This is a genomic window from Streptomyces canus (assembly GCF_041435015.1).
In the GTDB taxonomy this organism is placed as follows: domain Bacteria; phylum Actinomycetota; class Actinomycetes; order Streptomycetales; family Streptomycetaceae; genus Streptomyces; species Streptomyces canus_G.
Map to the genome: position 1 here is coordinate 9,417,485 of NZ_CP107989.1, position 22,835 is coordinate 9,440,319.

Here is a 22,835-nt window from a genome sequence, read left to right on the forward strand (position 1 = left end):
GGACCAGCCAAACAGCTGGGGCGCCGCCTGATCAGGGCGTGAAGGGGGCGGCTTCACGGTCGGGAAGGTGTAAACCTTGCAGGTGAGGCAGTCGGCGCATCATGAGTGCCCCCGCGCTCCTCAGGACAGGTCGTTCACCAGTACGGCCGCCCCGTCGAAGCGTCCCGCCTTCAGGTCCCGCAGCGCCCGGTCGGCCTCCGACAGCGGATACGTGTGCGTGGTCGCGCGCACGCCGTGCCGGGCGGCCAGGGTCAGGAACTCCCGGCCGTCCTCACGGGTGTTGGAGGTGACGCTGCGCACCTCCTTCTCGTAGAACAGCTCGCTCTCGTAGTGCAGCGCGGGCACGTCGCTGAGGTGGATCCCGGCGATCGCCAGCACCCCGCCCCGGTCGAGAGCCCGTAGTGCCAGGGGGACCAGGTCACCCACCGGCGCGAAGAGGATCGCGCTGTCCAGCGGCTCGGGAGGCATCTCGTAGGCGTCCCGCGCCGAAGCGGCTCCCAGCTTCAGCGCCAGCGTCCGAGCGGCCGCACCACGGGTCAGGACGTGCACGGTGGCGCCCTCGGCCAGGGCCACCTGTGCGCACAGATGGGCGCTGCCCCCGAAGCCGTAGAGCCCGAGGCGCCCGCCCGGTGGCAGCGAGGCCCGCCGCAGCGCCCGGTGGCCGATGATCCCCGCGCACAGCAGGGGAGCGAGCGACACGTCGTCGAGCCCGCCGGGCAGCCGGTAGGCGAAAGCGGCCGGTACGACCGTGTACTCCGCGTAGCCGCCGTCGGCGTCCCAGCCCGTGTACCGGGAGGCCGGGCACAGGTTCTCGGACCCGCGCACGCAGTACGGGCACGTCCCGTCCGTCCGCCGCAGCCAGGCCACCCCCACCCGCTGACCGACCTCGAAGCCGCGCACCGCCGCTCCGAGACCGGCCACCACGCCGACGACCTCGTGCCCCGGCGTCACCCCCGGCCGGTGCACCGGCAGATCCCCCTCGGTCACGTGCAGGTCGGTGCGGCACACCCCGCACGCGCGCACGTGCACGAGAAGTTCGTCGTCACCCGGCTCCGGGACCGGCCGTGCGACGAACCGGAGGCCGCCTTCCTCGACCGGTCCCGGAGCCGCCACCGACCACGCCCGCATCGTCATGGGAGTTCCCGCCCTCGCAGAGTGTCCTTTCTGTCCAGTTTGCAGCGGAATCGTCCGTTCGACGCGCGGTCGGGCGCACCCGTGACTAGCGTGTGGAGTCGGACCGACCACCGATTCGGGAAAGGCCGCGATCATGGCCGTACAACCTGAGGGAACCCCCTGCTGGGCCGATGCGATGTTCAGCGATGTCGAGGGGGCCAAGAGCTTCTACGGCGACGTCCTGGGCTGGACCTTCGGCGAGGCGTCGTCGGAGTTCGGCAACTACACGCAGGCCTACGCGGACGGGAAGGCCGTCGCCGCCGTCGTGCCGCCGATGCCCGGTCAGGAGGGCCATTCGCAGTGGTGCCTGTACCTCGCGTCGTCGGATGCCTCCGCCACCGCCGGCAAGATCCGTGACAACGGCGGCGAACTGCTCATGGAGCCGATGCAGGTCGGCGACTTCGGCACGATGTGCCTGGCCCGCGACCCGAGCGGCGTCGTCTTCGGCGTGTGGCAGGCAGGCACCCACGAGGGCTTCGAGGCGCCGCCCGAGCAGACGGGGGCGTACTGCTGGGCCGAGGTCTACACCCGCGAACCCGAGAAGTCCGACGCGTTCTTCCCGGCCGTCTTCGGCTACAGCGCCCGGCAGATGCAGGACGACGCCATCGACTTCCGCATGTTCAACCTCGGCGACCACACCGTCCTCGGTCGCATGAAGATGACGGACGACTTCCCGCCCGAGGTGCCGCCGTACATCAACGTCTACTTCAGCGTCGACAGCTGCGACGACGCCGTCGCCCGCGCCACCAAGCTCGGCGGCGTCCTGCGCTTCGGGCCCATGGACTCCCCGTTCGGCCGGTTCGCCGCCCTCAGCGATCCGCAGGGTGCGAGCTTCTCAGTGATCGACGTGACGACGACCCAGGGCGACATGCCCCAGATCTCCGACGTGCCCTAGCCGCTGCGCACCGCCGTGACCACCACGGTGGTGTAGTGCATCGAGAAGCTCCCGCCCAGCGCGTCGACGGCGTCGCCCAGGCCGCTGAGCAGGGCGTCGAGCTTCTCTGCGGGCAACTGCCCGTGGCCGCCGAAGGTGGGTACCTGGTCCAGCCACTCCTCGCGGGTGTAGACCCGGTCCCACTCGAAGCGCCACTGCTCCGGCTCACCGAAAGCGGCCGCCTTCCGGATCCCGTCGGCCGCGGTGGCGCCGACGCCGGCGTAGGCGTCCGGGCCGGTCATCCGGCGCCAGTCCATCGGCATGCCGGGCACGGCCCGGGCGTACGCCTCGGTGAGCGCCTCGGCCACGTCGCTCGAGGGCTGGAAGGTGTTCCAGAAGAGGGCCAGCCGGCCGCGCGGCCGCAGCGCCCGGGCCGCCCGGTCCGCACCGGCGACGGGGTCGACCCAGTGCCCAGCGCGATCTGGGGCGCGTCCCGGCCGACGACGACGTGGACCTGCTCGCCCCCGCTCTGATCGGGGCGGCGCGTCTTCTCTTCGCCGACACGGAAGGGGTGCCACCCGGGGACGGGGAGGCCCGCAGGGTCGTGGTCACGGTGGTCATGGTGGAGTGAAGGGGCGTCCCTCCGCTCATGGCATGATCGGGCGCATGCGTGAACGACTGGTGGCCGCGTGCGACGGCGCTTCGAAGGGAAATCCGGGACCTGCGGCCTGGGCCTGGGTCATCGCCGACGCGTCGGAGACGCCGGACCGCTGGGAGGCCGGGCCGCTCGGCAAGGCCACCAACAACGTCGCCGAACTCACCGCACTGGAGCGGCTGTTGGCGGCGACCGACCCGGATGTGCCGCTGGAGATCCGGATGGACTCGCAGTACGCCATGAAGGCCGTCACCACCTGGCTGCCCGGGTGGAAGCGCAACGGCTGGAAGACCTCCGCGGGCAAGCCGGTCGCCAACCAGGAACTGGTGGTCCGGATCGACGAACTGCTCGACGGGCGTTCGGTCGAGTTCCGTTACGTCCCCGCCCACCAGGTCGACGGCGACCCGCTCAACGACTTCGCCGACCGCGCGGCCAGCCAGGCGGCGATCGTCCAGGAGCCCGCGAGCAGCGACCTCGGCTCTCCGCAGCCGCCGCCGTCGCCGGACACCCCCAAAGCCGACCGCCCCGCCCGGGCCAAGTCGCCCAAGCGGAGCGGCGGTTCGTCTTCTCGTACGATCAAGGCCAAGTTCCCCGGCCGGTGCCTGTGCGGACGTTCCTACGCGGCGGGCGAGCCCATCGCGAAGAACGCCCAGGGCTGGGGGCACCCGGAGTGCCGTACGGAAGCGGCCGGTTAGGGGCCGGTCGCGACGCGACGGTCAGATGACCGCCCCGCGCCACTCCCCGGTCTCCTGACCACGCTCCTCGATGAACGTCTTGAAGCGCTCCAGGTCGCCCTTGGTCTGCCGCTTCACGAACCCGAGCCTGTCGCCGACCTTCTCGGTGATGCTGTCCGGGTGGAAGTCCATCTGGAGCATCACCTTGGTGTGGGCGTCGTCGAGGCGGTGGAAGGTCACCGCACCCGCCTGCTTGGCCTCGCCGGCGATCGTGGTCCACGCGACCCGCTCGTCCGGGATCTGCTCGGTGATCTCCGCGTCGAACTCCCTGTGCACCCCGTTGACGTTGGTCACCCAGTGCGTGAGCGTGTCGGTGCGCTGTTCGATGCGCTCGACCCCGCTCATGAACTCGGGGAAGGTCTCGAACTGCGTCCACTGGTTGTAGGCGGTGTGCACCGGCACGCCGACCTCGATGGACTCCTCGACCTGCGACACGGGTGAATCCCTCCTTCGTCTGCTCGGTGTGTACGGCGCGGGTACCGCACGACCTGCGGGGCAAACCGGACGAGACGATCGTCATTCGCTGTCGAAGGTGTAGTGGCGGGTGTGGTCCAGCAGGTCCGCGGGGCGCTCCTCGTTCCACGGCCTCATGGGCTCGTCGAGGTCGACGACCTCGGGTGTTCCGCCGGTCGGGACATAGCGGGAGTCCGGATGCCGCCGTTGCCACTGGGCCCACAGCTTGTCCACGTAGGCGTGGTGGAGCCAGAACACCGGATCGTTGGGGGAGACCCCGGTCGCCATCTGCCCGCCCACCCAGACATGGACCCGGTTGTGCAGATTGACCCCGCGCCAGCCCTCCAGATGGTTGCGGAAGCCGTCCGACGCGCTGTTCCAGGGCGCCATGTCGTACGTCGCCATGGACAGCACCGACTCCACCTCACCGCGGGTCGGCAACTCGCGTACGTTGCTGCCGAGCGAGCGCCGCAGATACGTACGGCCGTCGACCCGCACGCTGATCGGCCAGTTGCCGCTGTCGGCGGCGAACGGGCCGTCCATCACCCGACCGTCCCGGCTGCGCCCGGTGCCGCCGAGGAAGTCGGGACCCCACAGTGACGCGCGCGGGGAGCGGTCGGTGCTCCAGTCCCAGTAGGGGAGTGCCACCGAGGCGTCCACCGACTGCAGGGCACGCTCGAAGTCGAGCAGGAATCTGCGGTGCCAGGGCAGGAAGGAGGGCGAACGGTGGCCGGTACGCTCGCCGTTGTCGGTGTCGGCCATGATGAAGCCGTTGTGCGTGGTGACGAACGCGTCGTAGCGGCCGCTGCGCTTCAGCTCCAGGACGGCGGCGACGAAACGCCGCTTCTCGTCGGCGGTCAGGGCTGCCTGGTTCTTGCGGACGGTCATGTGCGGATGCTCCAAAGAGGCGTACGGAAGGTCAGTTGGCGGGGAACGGCAGCAGCTGTGCGCCCTGGAGCTCGTCCACGGCGGCCCGTGCGGCGGCGCGCGGGGTGGGCACCGGGTCGTAGTGGCTGACGACGCTGATCCAGCTGCCGTCGGCGTTGCGCATCACGTGCAGTTCCCTCCCGTCGACCGTCACGGCGTATCCGTGATGACCTCCCGGCCGGCCCTGTATCCGGCGGCCCTCGTAGACCTCGTCGAAAGCCTCCGGTGCCCCGTGGTGGTGTTCTTCGGCGGACGCCCGCGGGGCGGCGACGGACGCTGCGGCGAGGGCGGCCGTCGCGGTGAGCGCGGTACGGCGGGTGAGTTCCGGCATGCGGTGAACCTCCTGAGTCGACGGACTCCGCATGCCTATCGGCCCCGCCGAGAGCGGGAGAAATCATCCGCGACCGGTTGGCTGTGATCCAGACAATTACCACCATGTCGTACAGTGTTGAACAAAGATGATCTTGCTGTGGAGAGGGCTTTCCGAGGCCCGGTCGGAGGAATTCCTCCTCGTTCCGAGGGTGATCCCGGTGATCCTTTGCGGGCGGCCCCGCCGCCAGTGGCCCGCCTCACGTGCGGAAAGTGACGTGATCCGGAGCGCGGGTCACGCATCTCCGGGCTGCTACTCTGCGTTGCCAATCGACCGCTTTGAGTAATTACTAGGGGTGCGTGTGAAGGTCGCCTGCGTCGGCGGCGGGCCCGCCGGCCTGTATCTCTCGATCCTGCTGAAGCGGCAGGACCCGTCCCACGACATCACTGTCCACGAGCGCAACCCGGAGGGCTCGACCTACGGCTGGGGGGTCACCTACTGGCGCGGGCTGCTCGACAAACTCCACGCCCACGACCCCGAGTCGTCCCGCGCGATCGAGGAGGCCTCGGTCACCTGGAACGAGGGCGAGGCCCGGGTGCGGGACCTGGTCACCCGGCGCGACAGCGACCCGGGCTTCGGCATCGGCCGCCACCGCCTGCTGGAGATCCTCGCCGAGCGGGCCCGCTCGCTGGGCGTGCGGCTGGAGTTCGAGAGCGAGATCACCGACGGCAACCTCCCCGAGGCCGACCTCGTCGTGGCCGGCGACGGCGTGCGCAGCGCCCTGCGCACCGGACAGGCCGACCACTTCGGTGCCGAGACCAAGGAAGGCCGCAACCGCTACATCTGGCTCGGCACCAGCAGGGTCTTCGACTCCTTCACCTTCGCCTTCGTCGAGACCGACCACGGCTGGATCTGGTGCTACGGCTATCCCTTCAGCCCCGAAGGCAGCACCTGCGTCGTCGAGTGCGCGCCCGAGACCTGGACCGGCCTCGGCCTCGGCAGTGCGGACGAGGCCGACGGTCTCGCCCTGCTGGAGAAGCTGTTCGCCGAGGTCCTCGACGGCCACCCCCTGATCGGCCGCTCCGCCGGCGCGGGCAGCGCCCAGTGGCTCAGCTTCCGCACCCTCACCAATCGCACCTGGCACCGCGACAACCTCGTCCTCCTCGGCGACGCCGCCCACACCACCCACTACTCCATCGGCGCCGGTACCACCCTCGCCCTGGAGGACGCCATCGCCCTGGCCGACGCCCTGCGCCGGCACACCGAGCTTCCGCAGACCCTCGTCCGCTACGAGCGGCAGCGCAAGTCGGAGCTGCTCTCCATCCAGAGCGCGGCCCGCTACAGCGCCCAGTGGTACGAGAACCTGCCGCGCTACATCGGCCTGCCCCCGGAGCAGATGTTCGCCCTGCTCGGCCAGCGTCACTCGCCGCTGCTGCCCTATGTCCCGCCTCAGCTGTACTACCGGCTGGACAAGGCCGCCGGGCAACTGGAGGCGCTGCGCAGGATCAAGCGCTGGCTCGGGCCGAAGGTGGCGCGCGGCGTGCACGCACGGGAGCTGGCCTCTCGCAAGTAGCTCGGCGGCCGTGGAAAGGGTATTGGGTGAATGGCGATTCACCGCTAAAGTGAATTGTCATTCACCCAGTTTTCCTTATCGAGTCCGGAGCGCCGATGGACCAGCAGGGCCCGATATCCCCGCCGCGCGGAGCACGCCTGCGGACCCGGCTCACCGTCCCGGTGCTGGCGATGTGCGGCACGCTCATGGCCGTCATGCAGACCGTGGTCGTCCCGCTGCTGCCGGACCTGCCCCGGCTGACCCACTCCTCGCCCGGCGCCGTCTCCTGGATGGTCACCGCGACCCTGCTGGCCGGTGCGGTCCTCACCCCGGTGCTCGGCCGAGCCGGTGACATGTACGGCAAGCGCCGGGTGCTGACCGGCGCCCTCGGCCTGATGACGCTCGGTTCGGTGATGTGCGCCCTGTCGTCCGACATCACCGTGCTCATCGCGGCCCGCGCCCTGCAGGGTGCCGCCGCCTCCGTGGTGCCGCTGTCGATCAGCATCCTGCGCGACGAACTGCCGCCGGAGCGCCGGGGTTCCGCGGTCGCGATGATGAGCTCCACGGTCGGCATCGGCGCCGCGCTCGGTCTGCCGCTGGCCGCGATGGTCGTCCAGTACGCCGACTGGCACACCATGTTCTGGATGACCAGCGCCCTCGGCGCCCTCGGGGTCGCGGCCGTGTCGTGGGCGGTCCGTGAGTCGCCGGTACGACAGCCGGGCCGCTTCGACGTGCCGGGCGCCCTGGGATTGGCCGTGGGCCTGGTGAGCCTGCTGCTGGGGGTGTCCCAGGGCGGGCAGTGGGGCTGGGGCGGCCCCAGGGTCCTCGGCCTGTTCCTGGTGTCCGTCGCCGTCCTGGCCCTGTGGTGGTGGCGCCAACTGCGCACCGACGAGCCCCTGGTCGACCTGCGGCTGGTCACCCGGCCGCGGGTGGGTCTGTCCCACGTGGCCGCCCTGCTCACCGGCTTCGCGTTCTACGCCAACTCCCTGGTCACGGCCCAGCTGGTGCAGGCGCCGAAGGCCACCGGCTACGGGCTCGGCCTGTCGATCGTGGCCACCGGCCTGTGCCTGCTGCCGGGCGGAGTCACCATGCTCCTGTTCTCACCGCTCTCGGCCCGGATCTCCGCCTCCCGTGGTCCGCGCATCACACTCGCCCTGGGCGCCGCGGTCATCGCGTGCGGCTACGCGGTACGCATCGCGGACAGCCGCGATCTGTGGATGATCATCCTGGGCGCGACCGTGGTGGCCACCGGCACCACCCTCGCCTACTCGGCGCTGCCCACGCTGATCCTGCGCGCCGTCCCGGCCGAGCAGACGGCCTCCGCCAACGGCGTCAACGTCCTGATGCGCACCATCGGCCAGGCCACCTCCAGCGCGGCGGTCGCGGCGGTACTGGTCCACCACACCAGCCCGGTCGGCGGCGCACTCGTGCCCACCCTGCACGGCTACCTGATGGCCTTCGCCATGGCGGGCGCGATAGCCCTCGCCGCTTGCGCGGCTGCGCTGACCATCCCCGGCGACTCCACCCCCGACGGGACCCGCAGGGCCAAGGGCCGCACCCGGGGCGCGCGGGACGGGGCGATGGAGGGAGCATGAGTGCCGTGAGCACACCGCCCCCCACCACGACCGCCCGCCGGGACGCCGAGGCTACCAAGGCCGCCATCCTCAGGGCGGCCCGCTATCTCCTGGCCCGCACCCCCCACGCCGACATCACCCTGAAGGCGGTCGCCGAACGCGCCGGGGTCAGCCCGCCGTTGATCGTGAAGTACTTCGGCAACAAGGACGCGCTCTTCGCCCGCGTGATGTCCTTCGAGTCCGACGCGACGGCCCTGCTCGACGCCCCCCTGGACGAACTGGGCCGTCACATGGTCCGCCATGTCCTCACCGGCCAGATCGAACGAGGCGCCGACCCCCTGCTCCGGATCGCCTTCGCCCCCGTCCAGGGCGAACACGGTGACATCCTGCGCGTCAACTTCCGCTCCCAGGTGGTCGAACGCCTCGCACAGCGGCTGCGGGGCCCCGACGCCGGGCTGCGCGCCGAACTGGCGGTGGGCACCCTCCTGGGCCTGGGCGTGATGTACGGCATCGCCCGGGGCACCGACCTGAGGGCGAGTGCCGTGGAGGACGTGGTGGACCGGTACGCCCCCACGGTGCAGGCCCACTTGACGCCCTAACGGAACAGCCGGTCCAGGAAGGCGTTGCCGAACACCCCGTGCGGATCGAGCCGGTCCAGCACCCCCGCGGCCTGGCCCCACACCGCCTCACCGAACGAACCGGGAATGACCGTCCCCAGCACCCCCTCGTCCTCCCACACGGCGTCGTCCGTGTAGGCCCACCCCTTGGACCACTCGACGCGCGTCCCGTCGTAGCCATTGATGAGGAACTGCTCGATCTCCCGCAGGAAGGTCTCCGCGTACGGCGTCCCCGGCAGCGTGAGGATGTCCAGCCACACAGCCGTGTCCTTTTCGGGATGCGCCTGATCCGCCCGCAACGCCGACAGCAGCGGTGCCCGCGCCCCCTCCAGCTCGGCCTCGGCCGGATCATCGAGCCCGGTCACCCTGATCTCCACCGTTCCGTTGACCGGGAACCGCCCCTGCGCGGTGTACGCGGCGAGCCGCTCCCGGTAGAAGTCCGTGAACTCCGAGACGACCCGCTGCACTTGGTCCCGGCTCGTGAGGACCGCGTACCCGTTCGCGGTCACCCGGAGCGTCGTCGGCTTGATGTAGAGCATCGTGTTCTTGGACGGCCCCCAGATGTCCGCCGACAGCGTCGCCGTGAGCCCCACCGTCGCCACGTCCAGCTGCGCGTTCCCGAGCACCGGCGCCAGATACCAGGCCGCCTCCGACATCATGCGCCCGGCCAGATCCGCCACCAGGGTCGGAACGTTGTCGGAGAAGGGATAGTTGTACGGCGTGGTCACGCGCCGCGAGGTCAGCGGCCTGGTCGGCGCCACGCTCCACACCTTCAGCCACGGGAACTCCGTGTAGGCGAACCAGATCGCCTCGACCCGCCCGGCCTCCTCCAGGAAGCTCGCGAAGGTCCGCCCGTCGCCGCCGGGCGCCGCGAAGAGCTCGGCCGCCGGAATGTCGACCCGGCTGACACACCGCAGATTGCTGTTGGCGCCGACCCGCAGCACGACCTCGGTGACGAAGGTCCGTCCGAGATGGGTGAGCAGGGCGGCGCTGTCGGCCTCGGCACGGCTGAACTCACGCAGCACGTACGCCCCGCCGTCCTCGTCCCACACCACCGCCGTCAACGACAGGATGCGATTGCTGAGCGAGCCGTACGTCTGTCCCGGCAGCCGCTGCTCCCCGTCGGCCGGAACGGCGGTGCCGTGCGCGTCGACCGCCAGCGCGCCGCCCAGGGTGAGGTCGCCGGGGGCGGGCGCGGCGGTCACCCCGAGCCCGTGCTCCTCCAGATAGGTGAGGAGCGCCTCCAGCGTGACGCCGGTGCCGGCCCGCACGGCGGAGGCGGAGTCCAGGGACAGGCCGGTGAGGTGGGAGGCGGTGTCGACGAGGAGGACGGGCGCGTCCGACGCCGTGCCCTCCGTGACCGTGAGGGGCGACCAGCCGTGCGAGGAGCCCCGGGCGCGCACCCGCCAGCCGTGCCGCCAGGCCCAGTTGACGACCTCGGTCACCTGGTCCGGGCCGGTCGGGGCACAGGCCCACAGCCCGTCGGCGGTGATCTCGCCGACCCAGTTCCGGTACGCCGAACGGCGCAGGGCCACGCCCGCCGGGAAGTCGGGCAGCTCCTCGGCCGCTGCCGCCGGGTCCGCCGGCAGCAGAATCGGTACGGCGGCCAGGGCCGCGGCGCTGAGAAGGAAGCCGCGACGGGACCAGGACGAGTCGTCCTGCGGGTGGTTGCTCACTGAACGATCAGTCACGGGGGTCACGCTAGGCGCTCGTTGACACGTGCATGCCTTACGTCGAAGCGTGTCACTCATGTGAGTGAATAATTCACCGACGTCGGCCCGGAGCGGCCCGTTCCGCGCAGGTCGGTGACGGATGACAGACTGACGCCATGGACGAGCGCACATTCGGCAGGTCGCAGCAGCACGCATCCGTGGTCGGACTCGGCACCTGGCAGCTGGGGGCCGACTGGGGAGACGTCGACGACAAGGAAGCCCTCTCGGTACTGGAGGCGGCGGCGGAGGCCGGGGTCACCTTCTTCGACACGGCGGACGTGTACGGCGACGGACGCAGCGAGCAGACCATCGCCACCTTCCTGAGTGGCCGGCCCGACCTGCATGTGCTGGTCGCGACCAAGATGGGCCGCCGGGTCGACCAGATCCCGGAGAACTACGTCCTCGACAACTTCCGTGCCTGGAACGACCGTTCGCGCCGCAATCTCGGCGTCGACCGCATCGACCTGGTCCAGCTGCACTGCCCGCCGACGCCCGTCTACTCCACCGACGCGGTGTTCGACGCCCTCGACACCCTGGTCGAGGAGGAGCGCATCGCCCAGTACGGCGTCAGCGTCGAGACCTGCGAGGAGGCGCTGACGGCGATCGCCCGGCCGGGTGTCGCGAGTGTGCAGATCATCCTCAACGCCTTCCGCATGAAGCCGCTGCGCGAGGTGCTCCCCGCCGCGCGGGACGCGGGCGTCGGGATCATCGCCCGGGTCCCGCTGGCCTCCGGCCTGCTGTCCGGCAAGTACACCAAGGACACGGTCTTCCCGGAGAACGACCACCGCGCCTACAACCGGCACGGCGAGGCCTTCGACGTCGGCGAGACCTTCTCCGGCGTCGACTACACGACCGGTGTCGAGGCCGCCGCCGAGTTCTCCGCGCTCGCCCCCGAGGGCTACACCCCGGCCCAGCTCGCCCTGCGGTGGATCATCGAGCAGCCGGGCGTCACCACCGTCATCCCCGGCGCCCGCTCGCCCGAGCAGGCCCGCGCCAACGCGGCCGCCGCCAAGCTGCCGCCGCTGTCCGACGAGACCCTCGCGGCCGTCCGGGATCTCTACGACCGCCGGATCAAGGACCAGGTCGAGAACCGCTGGTGACCCACGCCCGGCTCCGGGAGGTGGCCCTTCGTCGCTCCCGGAGCCGCGCTGTTTGAACGATCAGCCACCGGATACCCGTAGCGCATGGTCGAGACGGTGAGACGGACGGGCCGCGACGAGACCGAGGACGAGCGCGCGGACCGCATGTGGGGCGAACTCATCCAGGAGATACGCGTCGCGCAGACAGGTGTCCAGATCCTGTTCGGCTTCCTGCTCACCGTGGTGTTCACACCCAAGTACGACGACCTCGCCCACGCCGACCAGGTCATCTACATCGTGACCGTCGTCCTCGGCTCCTGTGCCACCGGAGCCCTCATCGGGCCGGTCTCCCTGCACCGCCTCGTCTCGGGGAGACGCATCAAACCCCAGGCCGTGCGGATCGCTTCCCGGCTGACCTTCGTGGGACTGGTGCTCCTGCTCACGACGATGACGGCCGCCCTGCTGCTGATCCTGCGGGTCGCGACGCACGACTCCTGGGTGCCCTGGCTCGTCACGGCAGTGGTGGCCTGGTACCTGCTGTGCTGGTTCGCTGTGCCCCTGTGGACCCGGCGCCGCTATACGACCGAGTGACGCGCAGCCCGTCCAACTGCCGGTCGTGCAGGCCGCTCAGCGACAGCACGGACACCGTGGCGCCGATCAGCGCGCAGAACATGTCCCACTGGGTGTCCCACACATCGCCCTGCGTGGCCAGGAAGGCGTCCGCCGCCTGACCCCCGGTCACCGCGGCCGCCCACTCCAGCATCTCGAAGACGGCACTGAAGGCCAGACACGCGCACACCGTCAGCGGCGCAAGCCAGCGGCTGCCCCGCAGCGGTGAGGTACGGCAGAGCAGCTCCCGCACCAGGACCGCCGGCACGAAGCCCTGCATGAGATGGCCGAAACGGTCGTACGGATTGCGGTCGAGCCCGAAGGTGTCCCGCACCCAGTCGCCGAGCGGGACCTCGGCGTAGGTGTAGTGGCCGCCCACGATCAGCACGAGCGCGTGGACCGCCAGCAGACAGCACAGCAGGTCCGTCAGCGGGAAGCGGCGCCACGTCAGCACGATCAGTGGCAGCCCCACCAGGACCCAGACGGTCTCCAGGAACCAGGTGGTGCGGTCGCGCGGGCCCCAGGCCGACAGGGCGAGCGCGGCGACCACGGCCCAGGCGAGCAGGACCGGCAGGGGCCGGCGCACAGCGGTCATGAGGTGCTCCTTGTCGTCGGAGCCCTCATCGTCGGGGCAGGGGACCGACCGCGGCATGAGTACGGCTACTCAGCCCGCGTGCGCATCAGCCCCGTCTCCGCCTCAGCCTCCCGCGAGGACGGAGGCCAGGAAGTCGTCCACGCTGACCTCTTCCTGCCCCGGCGGCACGATCTCGCGGGTCTCGCGCAGGAAGGACGCCAACGCCGGGCCCCAGGCGAAGACCACGGCGTGCTGGCGGCCCCCGTCGGCGCGTGCGTCGCCGTAGAACTCCATGCGGAGCTCCTCCCAGACGCCGGTCGAGACGGGGCTGAGCCGTACGTCCCCGACCCCGACCGGACCGCGCAGCCCCTCGGCGAGCATCTCCCGGTCCAGCCGCCACCGGGCCAGCACCCGGCCGTCATGGCTGAACACCGCGGTGACGGCGAACGGGTCCCCCGCGTCGTAGCCCAGGTGGGCGAGCACGGGGCAACGGCCCGTGCCGCCCGCCTGCAGTTGCACGACCAGAGTCTTGTGCGCGGTTCTGCGGACGAAGGAGTTCACCTGAAGGCCTCCGGGAAGAGCGACGTGTCGCCCTCTAGTACCCCTCACACGCCCAAGATGCTCAGCCGTCCGGGTGATTCCCCTTCGCGGTGCGCAAGGCCGTGATGCACGAGGCGATGGCCTGCTGGAGTTCCTCCAGTTGCTGGACCATGTCGTCCTCGTAGAAGTCCTGGGCGTCGTCGAAGGTCAGCTCCTCGAACACCTTGGTGGCCTTCTGGAGGCTGTTGTAGAACTTCGTCCGCCGTTCCTGGACCCGGAGTTCGGGGTCGGCCTCCACGGCCTCGGCGACGAGGGACTTCATGGTGTCGAAGGCCTCGGCCGCCCACTCACCGGTGTCCTCGTCCTCCTCCAGCTCCTCGAGGAGGGACAGGTGCCGCTCGGCCTCCTGGCGCAGGTCGACGGGTGCGTCGATGGTCTGCCCGGCCGGGGTCCTGACCCGACCGGACTCGGCGATCTGGCGGACGTATCCGATCCGGTCGGCCGCTCGGCTCTCGGTGGCCACGGCCTTCTTCAGATCGTCCGTGCGCACCACGTCCCGGGCCAGGGAGGCCTGGAGCTCCGGGTCCTCCTTGATCCGGTCGAGCAGCGCGCCGCGCGCGGCCCGGGCCGTGGAGGGATCGGCGAGGATGGCGGCGCGCAGCGCGGTCGGGTTCTCGGCGACCTCCAGGGCCTTGGTGGGCCGGATGCCCTCGGCCTCGGCGGCCTCGGCGATGGCGGTGCCGCGCTCGGAGCCGGCGCTGTTGCGGGAGACGTAGTAGTCGAGCCACACGTCCGCGTCCGGCAGCTCCACCTCCTGGCCCGGCGCCAGCGCCTCGAAGTGCGGGACCATGCCGTCGTCCGCGGCCCGGTCCCAGGCCTTGTAGTAGCGCATGACGCGCTCGGGCGAGCAGCCGGCGAGCTCGGCGAACTCCTTCGCGGACACCTTCGGTGTCTCGTCCGCGCTCTGGCCACCGGGCCGCACGCTGCGCGCCACCATCAGGCCGAAGGCCCATCCGCCGGTCCGCGCGTAGACACCGAACTCTCGGGCGTCCCGCGCGACGAGGTCGGACAAGGGCGCGCCGGACGTCTCGACCGAGGTCTCGGAGGACGTGTCGGACGGGTCGATCGCTAGGGTCACGGGTGCTTCTCCTGGGCAGGCTCGTTCGGACCGCACGATGTGCGGGTCGGAAGCCTATTGCACCCTCGGGTGCCGCCGGGGAGGCCGGCCCGCTCAGGCGAACGCGTCGCGCAGCGTGGGCAGCAGCGTCTTCGCCGACCAGTCCAGGAACTCCGGTTGCGAGTCCCCGCCGATCTGCACCAGGGCGATCTCGGTGAAACCCGCCTCCGCGTACGGCCGTACCGCCTCGACGAAGTCGTCCGGGTCGTCGCCGCAGGGAATCGACTCCGCGACGTCGTCGGGTGTGACGAACTGGGTGGCCGCCTCGAAGGAATCCGGGTGCGGGAGCTCGGAGTTGACCTTCCAGCCGCTGCCGAACCAGCGGAACTGGGAGTGCGCCCGCTTGATCGCCGTGTCCCGGTCGGGGTCGTAGCAGACGGGCAGTTGCCCCACGCGCGGCTTGCCCTCGCCGCCGTGCCGGTCGAACGCGTCGAGGAGGCCCGCCTTGGGCTCCGTGGCGATGACCAGGTCGGCGAGGCGGCCGGCCAGTTCGCAGGACTGTTCCCCGGAGACGGCCAGGCCGATCTGCGGCGGCTCGTCCGGCAGGTCCCACAGCCGGGCCGACTCCACGTCGAAGTGGTTCCCGCGGTGGTTCACATGACCGCCCCGGAACAGCGCGCGGATGATCTCCACCGCCTCTTCCAGCATCTCGTGCCGTACGTCGGCCGACGGCCAGCCGCCGCCCACCACATGCTCGTTGAGGTTCTCGCCGGAGCCGAGCCCCAGCCGGAACCGGCCCTGTGAGAGCAGTTGCATCGTCGCCGCCTTCTGCGCCACCACCGCCGGGTGGTAGCGGAACGAAGGACAGGTCACGTACGTCATCAGCGGAATGCGGGAGGTCGCCTGGGCGGCCGCGCCGAGCACGCTCCACGCGTACGGCGAGTGACCCTGCGACCGCAGCCACGGGAAGTAGTGGTCCGAGGTCACCGAGAAGTCGTAGCCGGCCTCCTCGGCCCGCACCACATGGCCGACGAGCTCTCGCGGGCCGGCCTGCTCGGTCATCATCGTGTATCCGATTTGCACCATGAGGGCCGAGTCCCCGGTGTCCGGAGGGGAAAACGGGCTTCCCGGGCCCTCTCGATCACGTCCGGAGAACAAGAGAGGATGCCCCTATGAGCTCCCTGCCCACGAGCACCCCCGCGGCCCAGGGCGTCGACGCCGCCGGCATACAGGCCTTCCTCGACGCCCTCGAATCCGACCCGGCCATCGAACCGCACAGCCTGATGCTGCTGCGCCACGGCCGGGTCGTGGCCTCGGGCTGGTGGGCGCCGTACGCCCCGGACCGGCTCCAGCTTCTCTACTCGCTCAGCAAGAGCTTCACCGCGACGGCCGCCGGGTTCGCCCTCGCCGAGGGACTGATCGGGCTCGACGACCCGGTGATCTCGTACTTCCCGGAGTTCGAGGCCGATGTCACCGACCCGCGCAGCCGCGCGATGCTCGTACGGCATGTCGCGTCGATGGCCAGCGGTCATCTCGAGGAGACACTGGACCGGGCGCGCGCACAGGACCGCGACGAGCTCGTCCGGGGCTTCCTGCTGGTGCCGCCCGACCGGGACCCGGGCACCGTCTTCGCCTACAACCAGCCCGCCACCTACACCCTCGCCGCGATCGTTCAGCGCGTCACGGGCCAGAAGCTGACTGAGTACCTGCGGCCCCGGCTGTTCGAGCCGCTCGGCATCGGCGAGGTGGCCTGGATCCCCGACCGCAGGGGCCGTGAGCTCGGCTTCAGCGGGCTGCACGCCACCACCGACGCCGTCGCCCGGCTCGGCCTGCTGTACCTGCGGGGCGGGGTGTGGGAGGGCGAGCGACTGCTGTCCGAGTCATGGGTGGCCGAGGCGACGCGGACCCAGATCTCGCACGGGGCACCGCCGGTGGGCGGCTGGTCGGACTGGCAGCAGGGCTACGGCTTCCAGTTCTGGATGGCGCGGCACGGCTACCGCGGGGACGGGGCGTACGGGCAGTTCTGCGTGGTGCTGCCCGAACAGGACGTCGTGCTCGCGATCACCTCGGAGACCTTGGACATGCAGAAGGTGCTGGACCTGGCCTGGGAGCATCTGCTCCCCGCGTTCGGCGCAGACCCGCTGCCCGGCCGTGAGGCGGCGGACACGGCCCTGGCCGAGCGTCTGACACGGCTCGCGCTGCCGCCCGCCGAGGGCAAGGCGACCCCCGCGGACCGGGCGGAGGACGGGAACACCGCCTTCACTCCCCACGGCGGTGCCTGCGCCGACCAGCCGTCCCTGAACACGGTCGAGGTGGACCCGGGGGGCCGCGTGACGCTGGTCGACGACGGCGACCGGATGGAACTGAGGCTTGGAACCGGAGAGGCCGGCTGGACGGTCGCCGACGAGCCCGTGCCGGTCGCGGTCAGCGGCGGCTGGACCGACGCGGAGACCCTCGCCGTCGACGTGGCTTTCCTGGAGACACCGCACCACCTGCTGGTGACGTGCTCGCTCGGGGACCGGACGTTCACCGCGCGCTGGCGCACTCAGCCCCTGCACGGCGGACCGCTGCGGCGGATGCGCGCGCCGCGCTCAGTCTGAGGGCACGTGGAGGGTGCTCAGAAAGGTGTCCAGCGCCACCTGATTCGCGTTGTCGTCCCAGTCGGCCGCCGGGGTCGTCCAGCGCAGTGAGTAGCCGTGGCCCCCGCCGATGAGGAAACCGCGGCCGAAGGTGCGCACCCGGGTGCCGTCGACCTCCTCGATCCACTGCATGTCGGCGGCCTCGCGGCCCTGGTAGGTCGTGGCGCTGATGTCACCGATGCGCTGGTAGCCGGGGTTGTCCTCGAGGCCCGGTTCCACGTCGTCGCGCCACACCGCCACGGCGTCCGTGCCGACGGCCTTGCTGTAGGTGACGGCGAGCGTGCGCGGGTCACCGGAGGCGCCGAAGGTGACGCGGTATGCCAGGCCGGCCTGGCGTTGGGTCTCCAGCGGCTTCCATCCCTTGGGCAGGGCGATGGAGAAGCCTTCGGGGGAGTGGTACTCGCTGTATCCGGACGGCAGCCCCGTGCCCGCGGTGGGAGAGGCCGTTCGGCTCGGCGTGGGCGTGGGTGTGGGCGTCGCGGGCGGTTCGACGCTCTCGTCGGTGCGGCTGCCGGGGGCGGTGACCGACGGGGAGGGGGCCGGAGGCGGCGGGGCGGGCGCGGAGGCGGAGGCCGACGCGGACGGGGCGGGCGCCTCACCTGTTGTCGCACTGTCGCTGCCGGGCAGCGCCTTGGTGACCGTGAGGACGGCGGCGGCCACCGTGACGACGGCCAGGGCGGTCCCCGCGATCAGGAACCGGCTGCCGCGGCCCGGAGCCACGCCGTGCAGGACGCGAAGCCGGGACCGGGACTCCTCCTCATGCGGTGTGTCGGGGTCGTCGTCGAGAACCCGGAGGAGGGCGCCCCGCACGGCGGTGCGGCTCAGCCGCTCCCGGGAGTCCTTGCGCAGCAGCCCCTGCACGGTCTGGGTGAGGGGACCGGCGCGCACCGGCGCCCGCAGCGGCAGCCGGTCGACCCCCTTCAGGGTGGCCGCGGGCCGGTCACGGTCACGGAAGGGCGGACGTCCCTCGACCAGCGTGTAGAGGATCGCGCCGAGCGCCCACAGGTCGGCGGCCGGCCCGATGCGCTCGTCACGGGCCTGTTCGGGGGAGGCGTAGGACGGTGCCGAGAGCCGGGGGGCGAGGGTCGCGCCGGCCAGGCCCCAGCCGGTGACGACGACGGAGCCCTGGTGGTGCACGAACACCTGGCCGGGGCTGAGTTCACCGTGCGTGATGCCCTCGCCGTGCGCCGCCTCCAGCACCTCCAGCAGTTCCAGACCGATGCGCGCCGCCCGTACGTGGTCGAACGTCCCCTGGCGGCCGAGGAGTTCACCCAGGGGGATGCCGTCGACCGGCTCGGTGACGGTCCACAGGGTGTCCTCCTGCGTCACGGCGTCCACGACCGCGGTGATCCGGCCGGGGGCGAGCACCCGCATGGTCTTGGACATCCGAACGACTCCCGCGGCCGTGCGCAGCGAGGTCTCCTCGTCGGTGCCGGCCGGAAGTCCGATCTCGGTGAGCAGGCAGGGGCGTTCGGTCGAGACGTCCTCGCCGTACCAGCAGGTCCGGTTGGTCTCGCGGTGCAGGACATCCAGGGGCCGGTACCGTCCGGCGACCAACTCGTGTGTGGAGACGTGCGCCTTGACCATGGTCATCCCTCGCTGAACCCCTGGCTCTCACCTTTCACAGAGGTACGGCGGGTGCGGCGGGATATGTTCAATCACATCGTCAACCGATGGAATCCGCTTTCTGGTTGCTCGGTTTCTGACTTACGAGTCAGGAGAACGAACGCAGTCGAGCACTCCTCTTACCGCAGCCCGAACCGCCCGGCCCAGTCCATGACGTCGGCGGTGGTCGCGTTGCCGCCGCACACGACGAGGCCCAACCGGCAGTCGTCGCCGACGCGTTCCAGCACCTTCCGGGCGGCGGGCAGTAGACATCCGGCCGCCGGTTCGCCCCACACCTTGGCGTGGTCGGCGAGGTCGAGACAGCCCTGCACGGCCTCCCGGTCCGGGACCACGAGGACCTCGGTGACCAGGGCCGCCACATGGTCGTACGTCAGCTGTGAGACGGACGGGGCGCTCAGCGTGGACACGACGGAGGACAGCGCGACGGGTACCGGCCCGCCCGAGGCGAGTGCCTGGGACATGGCCTCGGCCCCCTCGGTCTCCACACCCCAGACCCTGACACCGGGACGACGCGCCCGCAGTGCCGCCGCGACGCCGGCGATCAGGCCTCCGCCCCCGACGCTGACGAGGACGTCGGTGAGGTCGCCCGCGTCGTCGGCGAGTTCCAGTCCGACGGTTCCCTGCCCCGCGATCACCAGGGGGTCGTCGAAGGGATGGACCAGTGTCAGTCCCTCGTCCCGCAGCCGGTTCACCAGCGAGAAGGCACCGTCCATGTCGTCCGTCAGGCGCAGCGACGCCCCGGCCGCCGCCACGATCTCCACGGACCGGGCGGGCGCCGAACGCGGCATGACCACGGTCGCCTTGACGTCGAGCGCCGCCGCCATGTGGGCGAGGGCGATCCCGTGGTTGCCGCCGCTGACCGCCACGACCCCGGCCGCCCGCTCCGCCTGACTCAGTGACAGCAGCTTGGCCGTCGCCCCCCGCGCCTTGAACGAGCCGGTGCGCTGGAGCAGTTCGAGTTTGACGGTGACGTGAGCACCGAGCAGCGCGGACAGGCCGGGGCTGGGCAGGGTCGGCGTGCGTAGGACGTGTCCGGCGATCAGTCCGGCCTGCTGCTCGATGTCCGTGATCCCGATCAAGACGGTTCCTTCCGGCGGGGAGAGCTCTTCTCGAACCCTGTCCCGGCGGTCGGCGCCGGTCAACTCGGCATCAGAGATCACGCCGCAGCAGGTAGTCCAGCAAAGGCCGCAGCTCGTACGCCGTCTCCGCCAGGGCCATGCGGCGGCGGGCCTCGGCGAGCGCGGCCGACCGGCCGCCGCACTCCTCGACCAGGTCCGCCATCTCCTGCGGGGGCCCGCCCGACTCCAGGAGCCGCGCCAGACGCGCCGCCGCAGAGGTCGGTGAGTCGAGCGCGGCCAGTACCGGGAACGTCTTCTTGCGCTCCCGCAGATCGCCGTGCACGGGCTTGCCCGTGACCAGAGGATCGCCCCAGATCCCCAGGACGTCGTCGACGATCTGGAACGCGACCCCCAGATGCCGCCCGGCCCGGTCCAGGGCGGCCACCGCCGCCGGGGGCGCCCCGCCGAGCAGAGCGCCCAGCGCCGCCGCGCAGCCCAGCAGCGCGCCGGTCTTGTGCTCGGCCATGGCCCGGTACTCCTCCGGCCGCACCCGCTCCGGTCCCGTCCAGGGGCGGGTGGCGAACAGGAGGTCGTCCGCCTGCCCCCGCACCAGGTCGGACAGCGCGGCGGACAGGCGCCGAACGGCGTCGGAGCCGGCGTCGACCAGGGTCTCGACGGCCAGCGCGAACAGGGCGTCACCCGCGAGAACGGCCGGGCCGGTGCCGTAGGCCTTCCACACCGTGGGGCGGCCGCGCCGGGCCGGGTCGCCGTCCATGATGTCGTCGTGGAGCAGCGAGAAGACGTGCACCAGTTCCACCGCGACCGCCGCGGGCACCCCGGCCCGCCCGGGCGCGCCGGCCGCCTCGGCTCCCAGCACGGCGAGCGCCTGGCGCACCCCCTTTCCGCCGGACGCCGCGGCGGGGGCGCCGCCGACCTCGCACCAGCCGAAGGAATAGGCGGCCATCTCGCTCATCCAGGGGTGCAGTCGGCCGACGGCCTCCTGGAGCGCCGGCTGGACCAACCGGCGGCAGCGGGTGAGGACTTCGGGAGCGGCGAGCGTGGTCACCGTACCGCCTCCGTCCGCACGCCGAACTCCTCCTGGGCCCGCGCCACCATCTCCCGCGCGTGCCGCAGCCCGGTCCGCTCCAGCACACGGGCCAGATCGTCCAGTTCGGCCGCGGTCTCGGCGCGGTCGCGGCCCAGGCGGGCCAGGGACTTGGCGAGCCCCAGCCGGGCCAGGGCCTCCCCGCGCGGTTCGCTCATGGCGCGGAACTCGGCGAGCGCCTGCTCGTACAGGTCGCGGGCCTCGGGGTAACGCCCCGCGCGGTAGAGCACGTTGCCGCGCATCTTGTGGTTGTAGGCCAGCGCGCTGGACAGGTTCATCTCCCGGCAGGTCGTCTCCGCCTCGGACAGCAGGGCGAGGGCCCGCCCCGTGTCGCCGTCGCGCACGGAGAGGAGGTCTGCGAGTCCGCGCAGCGCCCAGGCGTGACCGCGCCGGTCATCGGCGCCCGAGGCGATCCGGGCCGCTTCCTCGAACATGGCGAACGCGGTGTCGTAGGACCCGGTGTTGCGGTGCATCTGTGCGATGCCGGACAGCGCCCACACCGTGTGCCGTGCCTCGCCACGCCGTCTGGCTTCCGCCAGCAGTTGTTCGTGCAGCCGGCCGACTGCTTCGTAGTCGCCCTGGATACGGCCAGTCTCGGCCAGCCCCGCCAGCGAGTAACCGCGCACCACGACATCCCCGCCGCGCTCGCCGAGTTCGGCCGCCAGCCCCAACAGTCGCCGGGCCAGGGCGAAACCGCCGCGCTGGCGGGCCAGCGTGCCGCCGCTCCACAGTGCCCAGGCCATGCCCGCGGTGTCCCCGGCCCGGCGGGCGGCCCGGTAACTCGCCTTCCAGGCGCGGTCGGCGTCGGCGACCCGGCCGAGCCTGCGCAGCGACTCGGCGACCGCGAGTCCGGAGCGGGCCGCCTCCGCGTGCCGTCCGGCTCGCTCGGCCGCTCTCAACTGCTCGGTGCCGGCGGCCAGGACCTCGTCCAGTGAGGAGTTCACGGAGAGGGTGGTGAGCGCGCCCTGGTACTCCGGGGCGAATGCCTTGCCGTACATGCATGCCTTTCCGTCCGTATACACCTCATCTATACCTGCTGTGTATACATGGTGTGCATAGTGCCTCGAAAATGAGCCCCGACCCGGGGGCCGGGGCATCATCCGTTGCCGGTCAAGACGTGGACGGAGCCGGACGGGTTGCCTGTGAGGCGCAGATCACTCCCTGGGGCCTCAGTGCTGCTGCGCCTTCTGCGGGGTCACCTCGCTCGGCCGTACCACGACGTATCCCGAGCCCTGCAGCACCAGCTGCACCGCCTCCCCGGAACCGCCGCGCAGCATCGACCCGATGGACTGCGAACGGTGCAGCGAGGTCGCGAGGCCCGCCGTCCACCCGACGACGGCGTCCGTGTCGACGTACACCGGGAACTCCGGCGAGACCGGGATCACCAGCGGGTTGCCCTCGCAGACGAGCCCGAGCCTGCCGTGACCCGTGAAGACGCTGTTGAACAGTCCGCCACCGGCTATGCCCGCGCCCTTCACGGTCGATATCCGGTACGCCAACGAGGCGTCGAAGCACAGGACGTTGCGACCGTTGACCGTGAACTCGTCACCCTGTTCCACGTCGACGATGAAACAGTTCTGCGCCTCGTGCGCGAACCAGGCCTCGCCCTGCCCGCGCACGGTCATCAACGGCAGGCCCTCGCCGGTGACGGCCCGCTTGAGCATGCCCCCGACGCCCTGGCCCTTGCGCTCGAACTGGAGATTGCCGCGGTAGGCGACCATCGCCCCCTGGCGGGCGAGCATCTCGCCGTGCACCGCGTACCTGATGCACTTGGAGTTCTCGACCGTCATACCCGGCGCCGTGGCCGGCTGCACCATGTGCTCACTGGAAAAGAGGTCACCCTTCATGGGGGCATCCTGGCCCGGAGGGATCCCCTCCGCCAAGATCGCGGCCCAACTCTCGTCCGC

24 protein-coding genes are annotated in these 22,835 nt (G+C 71.3%); 9 read left to right on the forward strand and 15 right to left on the reverse strand.

What is annotated here, in order from left to right; all coding sequences use genetic code 11:
* Window positions 1-120: 120 nt before the first annotated feature.
* Complete coding sequence (locus OG841_RS42900) at window positions 121-1,128, reverse strand: zinc-binding alcohol dehydrogenase family protein (RefSeq protein ID WP_328643451.1); 1,008 nt, start codon at window positions 1,126-1,128, stop codon at window positions 121-123.
* A gap of 139 nt (window positions 1,129-1,267) precedes the next feature.
* Here OG841_RS42900 and OG841_RS42905 point away from each other — a divergent pair, with 139 nt between their 5' ends.
* Window positions 1,268-2,068, forward strand: a complete 801-nt coding sequence (locus tag OG841_RS42905) for a VOC family protein (protein ID WP_328636423.1) — start codon at window positions 1,268-1,270, stop codon at window positions 2,066-2,068.
* Here the strand turns inward: OG841_RS42905 and OG841_RS42910 are convergent.
* Window positions 2,065-2,415 (reverse strand): hypothetical protein, encoded by a 351-nt coding sequence (locus OG841_RS42910; RefSeq protein ID WP_365117068.1) that lies wholly within the window; start codon window positions 2,413-2,415, stop codon window positions 2,065-2,067. The two genes, OG841_RS42905 and OG841_RS42910, sit on opposite strands and share 4 nt — an antisense overlap.
* A 140-nt stretch (window positions 2,416-2,555) precedes the next feature.
* Here OG841_RS42910 and OG841_RS42915 point away from each other — a divergent pair, with 140 nt between their 5' ends.
* The gene (locus tag OG841_RS42915; RefSeq protein ID WP_371569790.1) at window positions 2,556-2,678 is read left to right on the forward strand and encodes a hypothetical protein; all 123 of its coding nucleotides are present in this window, start codon (window positions 2,556-2,558) and stop codon (window positions 2,676-2,678) included.
* Between the two features lie 23 nt (window positions 2,679-2,701).
* Window positions 2,702-3,397, forward strand: a complete 696-nt coding sequence (locus OG841_RS42920) for a ribonuclease H family protein (RefSeq protein ID WP_328636421.1) — start codon at window positions 2,702-2,704, stop codon at window positions 3,395-3,397.
* A 21-nt stretch (window positions 3,398-3,418) separates the two neighbouring features.
* Here the strand turns inward: OG841_RS42920 and OG841_RS42925 are convergent, their stop codons facing one another.
* The 3 genes from OG841_RS42925 to melC1 form a co-directional block, all read right to left on the reverse strand.
* The gene (locus tag OG841_RS42925) at window positions 3,419-3,871 is read right to left on the reverse strand and encodes an SRPBCC family protein (RefSeq protein WP_328636420.1); all 453 of its coding nucleotides are present in this window, start codon (window positions 3,869-3,871) and stop codon (window positions 3,419-3,421) included.
* A gap of 81 nt (window positions 3,872-3,952) precedes the next feature.
* Window positions 3,953-4,777: a tyrosinase MelC2 gene (gene melC2 / locus OG841_RS42930; RefSeq protein WP_328636419.1), complete on the reverse strand. Its 825-nt coding sequence runs from the start codon at window positions 4,775-4,777 to the stop codon at window positions 3,953-3,955.
* A 31-nt stretch (window positions 4,778-4,808) separates the two neighbouring features.
* A complete protein-coding gene (melC1, locus tag OG841_RS42935; RefSeq protein WP_328636418.1) occupies window positions 4,809-5,147 on the reverse strand; it encodes an apotyrosinase chaperone MelC1 in 339 nt (112 codons plus the stop codon).
* 340 nt (window positions 5,148-5,487) lie between these two features.
* Between melC1 and OG841_RS42940 the strand changes: the two genes are divergently transcribed.
* From OG841_RS42940 to OG841_RS42950, 3 genes are all read left to right on the forward strand, one after another.
* Window positions 5,488-6,699, forward strand: coding sequence for an FAD-dependent monooxygenase (locus tag OG841_RS42940; protein WP_371569793.1), 1,212 nt, complete (start codon window positions 5,488-5,490; stop codon window positions 6,697-6,699).
* Between the two features lie 95 nt (window positions 6,700-6,794).
* Window positions 6,795-8,273 (forward strand): MFS transporter, encoded by a 1,479-nt coding sequence (locus OG841_RS42945; RefSeq protein ID WP_328636416.1) that lies wholly within the window; start codon window positions 6,795-6,797, stop codon window positions 8,271-8,273.
* The gene (locus OG841_RS42950; protein ID WP_328636415.1) at window positions 8,270-8,851 is read left to right on the forward strand and encodes a TetR/AcrR family transcriptional regulator; all 582 of its coding nucleotides are present in this window, start codon (window positions 8,270-8,272) and stop codon (window positions 8,849-8,851) included. The genes OG841_RS42945 and OG841_RS42950 overlap by 4 nt, the downstream gene beginning before the upstream one ends.
* Here the strand turns inward: OG841_RS42950 and OG841_RS42955 are convergent.
* Window positions 8,848-10,560: a cholesterol oxidase substrate-binding domain-containing protein gene (locus tag OG841_RS42955; protein WP_371569796.1), complete on the reverse strand. Its 1,713-nt coding sequence runs from the start codon at window positions 10,558-10,560 to the stop codon at window positions 8,848-8,850. The two genes, OG841_RS42950 and OG841_RS42955, sit on opposite strands and share 4 nt — an antisense overlap.
* Window positions 10,561-10,697: 137 nt before the next feature.
* Between OG841_RS42955 and OG841_RS42960 the strand changes: the two genes are divergently transcribed.
* Complete coding sequence (locus tag OG841_RS42960) at window positions 10,698-11,681, forward strand: aldo/keto reductase (RefSeq protein WP_328636414.1); 984 nt, start codon at window positions 10,698-10,700, stop codon at window positions 11,679-11,681.
* Between the two features lie 84 nt (window positions 11,682-11,765).
* Complete coding sequence (locus OG841_RS42965) at window positions 11,766-12,251, forward strand: DUF6328 family protein (protein ID WP_328636413.1); 486 nt, start codon at window positions 11,766-11,768, stop codon at window positions 12,249-12,251.
* Here the strand turns inward: OG841_RS42965 and OG841_RS42970 are convergent.
* The 4 genes from OG841_RS42970 to OG841_RS42985 form a co-directional block, all read right to left on the reverse strand.
* Window positions 12,172-12,864 (reverse strand): DUF2238 domain-containing protein, encoded by a 693-nt coding sequence (locus OG841_RS42970; RefSeq protein ID WP_328636412.1) that lies wholly within the window; start codon window positions 12,862-12,864, stop codon window positions 12,172-12,174. The genes OG841_RS42965 and OG841_RS42970 overlap by 80 nt on opposite strands.
* Before the next feature lie 102 nt (window positions 12,865-12,966).
* On the reverse strand, window positions 12,967-13,404 hold the full coding sequence (locus OG841_RS42975) for an SsgA family sporulation/cell division regulator (RefSeq protein WP_328636411.1): 438 nt from the start codon (window positions 13,402-13,404) through the stop codon (window positions 12,967-12,969).
* 61 nt (window positions 13,405-13,465) lie between these two features.
* Entirely contained in the window at window positions 13,466-14,521 is a 1,056-nt protein-coding gene (locus OG841_RS42980) for a hypothetical protein (protein ID WP_365117079.1), read from the reverse strand.
* 93 nt (window positions 14,522-14,614) lie between these two features.
* Window positions 14,615-15,586, reverse strand: coding sequence for an LLM class F420-dependent oxidoreductase (locus OG841_RS42985; protein WP_328636409.1), 972 nt, complete (start codon window positions 15,584-15,586; stop codon window positions 14,615-14,617).
* Window positions 15,587-15,672: 86 nt separating this feature from the next.
* Here OG841_RS42985 and OG841_RS42990 point away from each other — a divergent pair, with 86 nt between their 5' ends.
* A complete protein-coding gene (locus OG841_RS42990; protein WP_365117082.1) occupies window positions 15,673-17,100 on the forward strand; it encodes a serine hydrolase domain-containing protein in 1,428 nt (475 codons plus the stop codon).
* Here the strand turns inward: OG841_RS42990 and OG841_RS42995 are convergent.
* The 5 genes from OG841_RS42995 to OG841_RS43015 form a co-directional block, all read right to left on the reverse strand.
* Window positions 17,092-18,732: a serine/threonine protein kinase gene (locus OG841_RS42995; protein WP_365117084.1), complete on the reverse strand. Its 1,641-nt coding sequence runs from the start codon at window positions 18,730-18,732 to the stop codon at window positions 17,092-17,094. The genes OG841_RS42990 and OG841_RS42995 overlap by 9 nt on opposite strands.
* A 152-nt stretch (window positions 18,733-18,884) precedes the next feature.
* Window positions 18,885-19,844 carry a threonine/serine dehydratase gene (locus OG841_RS43000; protein ID WP_328636406.1) on the reverse strand — a complete coding sequence of 320 codons (960 nt, stop codon included), beginning with the start codon at window positions 19,842-19,844 and terminating at the stop codon, window positions 18,885-18,887.
* 70 nt (window positions 19,845-19,914) lie between these two features.
* Entirely contained in the window at window positions 19,915-20,889 is a 975-nt protein-coding gene (locus OG841_RS43005) for a polyprenyl synthetase family protein (RefSeq protein ID WP_328636405.1), read from the reverse strand.
* The gene (locus tag OG841_RS43010; RefSeq protein WP_365117088.1) at window positions 20,886-21,926 is read right to left on the reverse strand and encodes a tetratricopeptide repeat protein; all 1,041 of its coding nucleotides are present in this window, start codon (window positions 21,924-21,926) and stop codon (window positions 20,886-20,888) included. Before OG841_RS43010 ends, OG841_RS43005 begins: the two co-directional genes overlap by 4 nt.
* Window positions 21,927-22,097: 171 nt before the next feature.
* Window positions 22,098-22,775: an AIM24 family protein gene (locus tag OG841_RS43015; RefSeq protein WP_326671739.1), complete on the reverse strand. Its 678-nt coding sequence runs from the start codon at window positions 22,773-22,775 to the stop codon at window positions 22,098-22,100.
* Window positions 22,776-22,835: the final 60 nt, after the last annotated feature.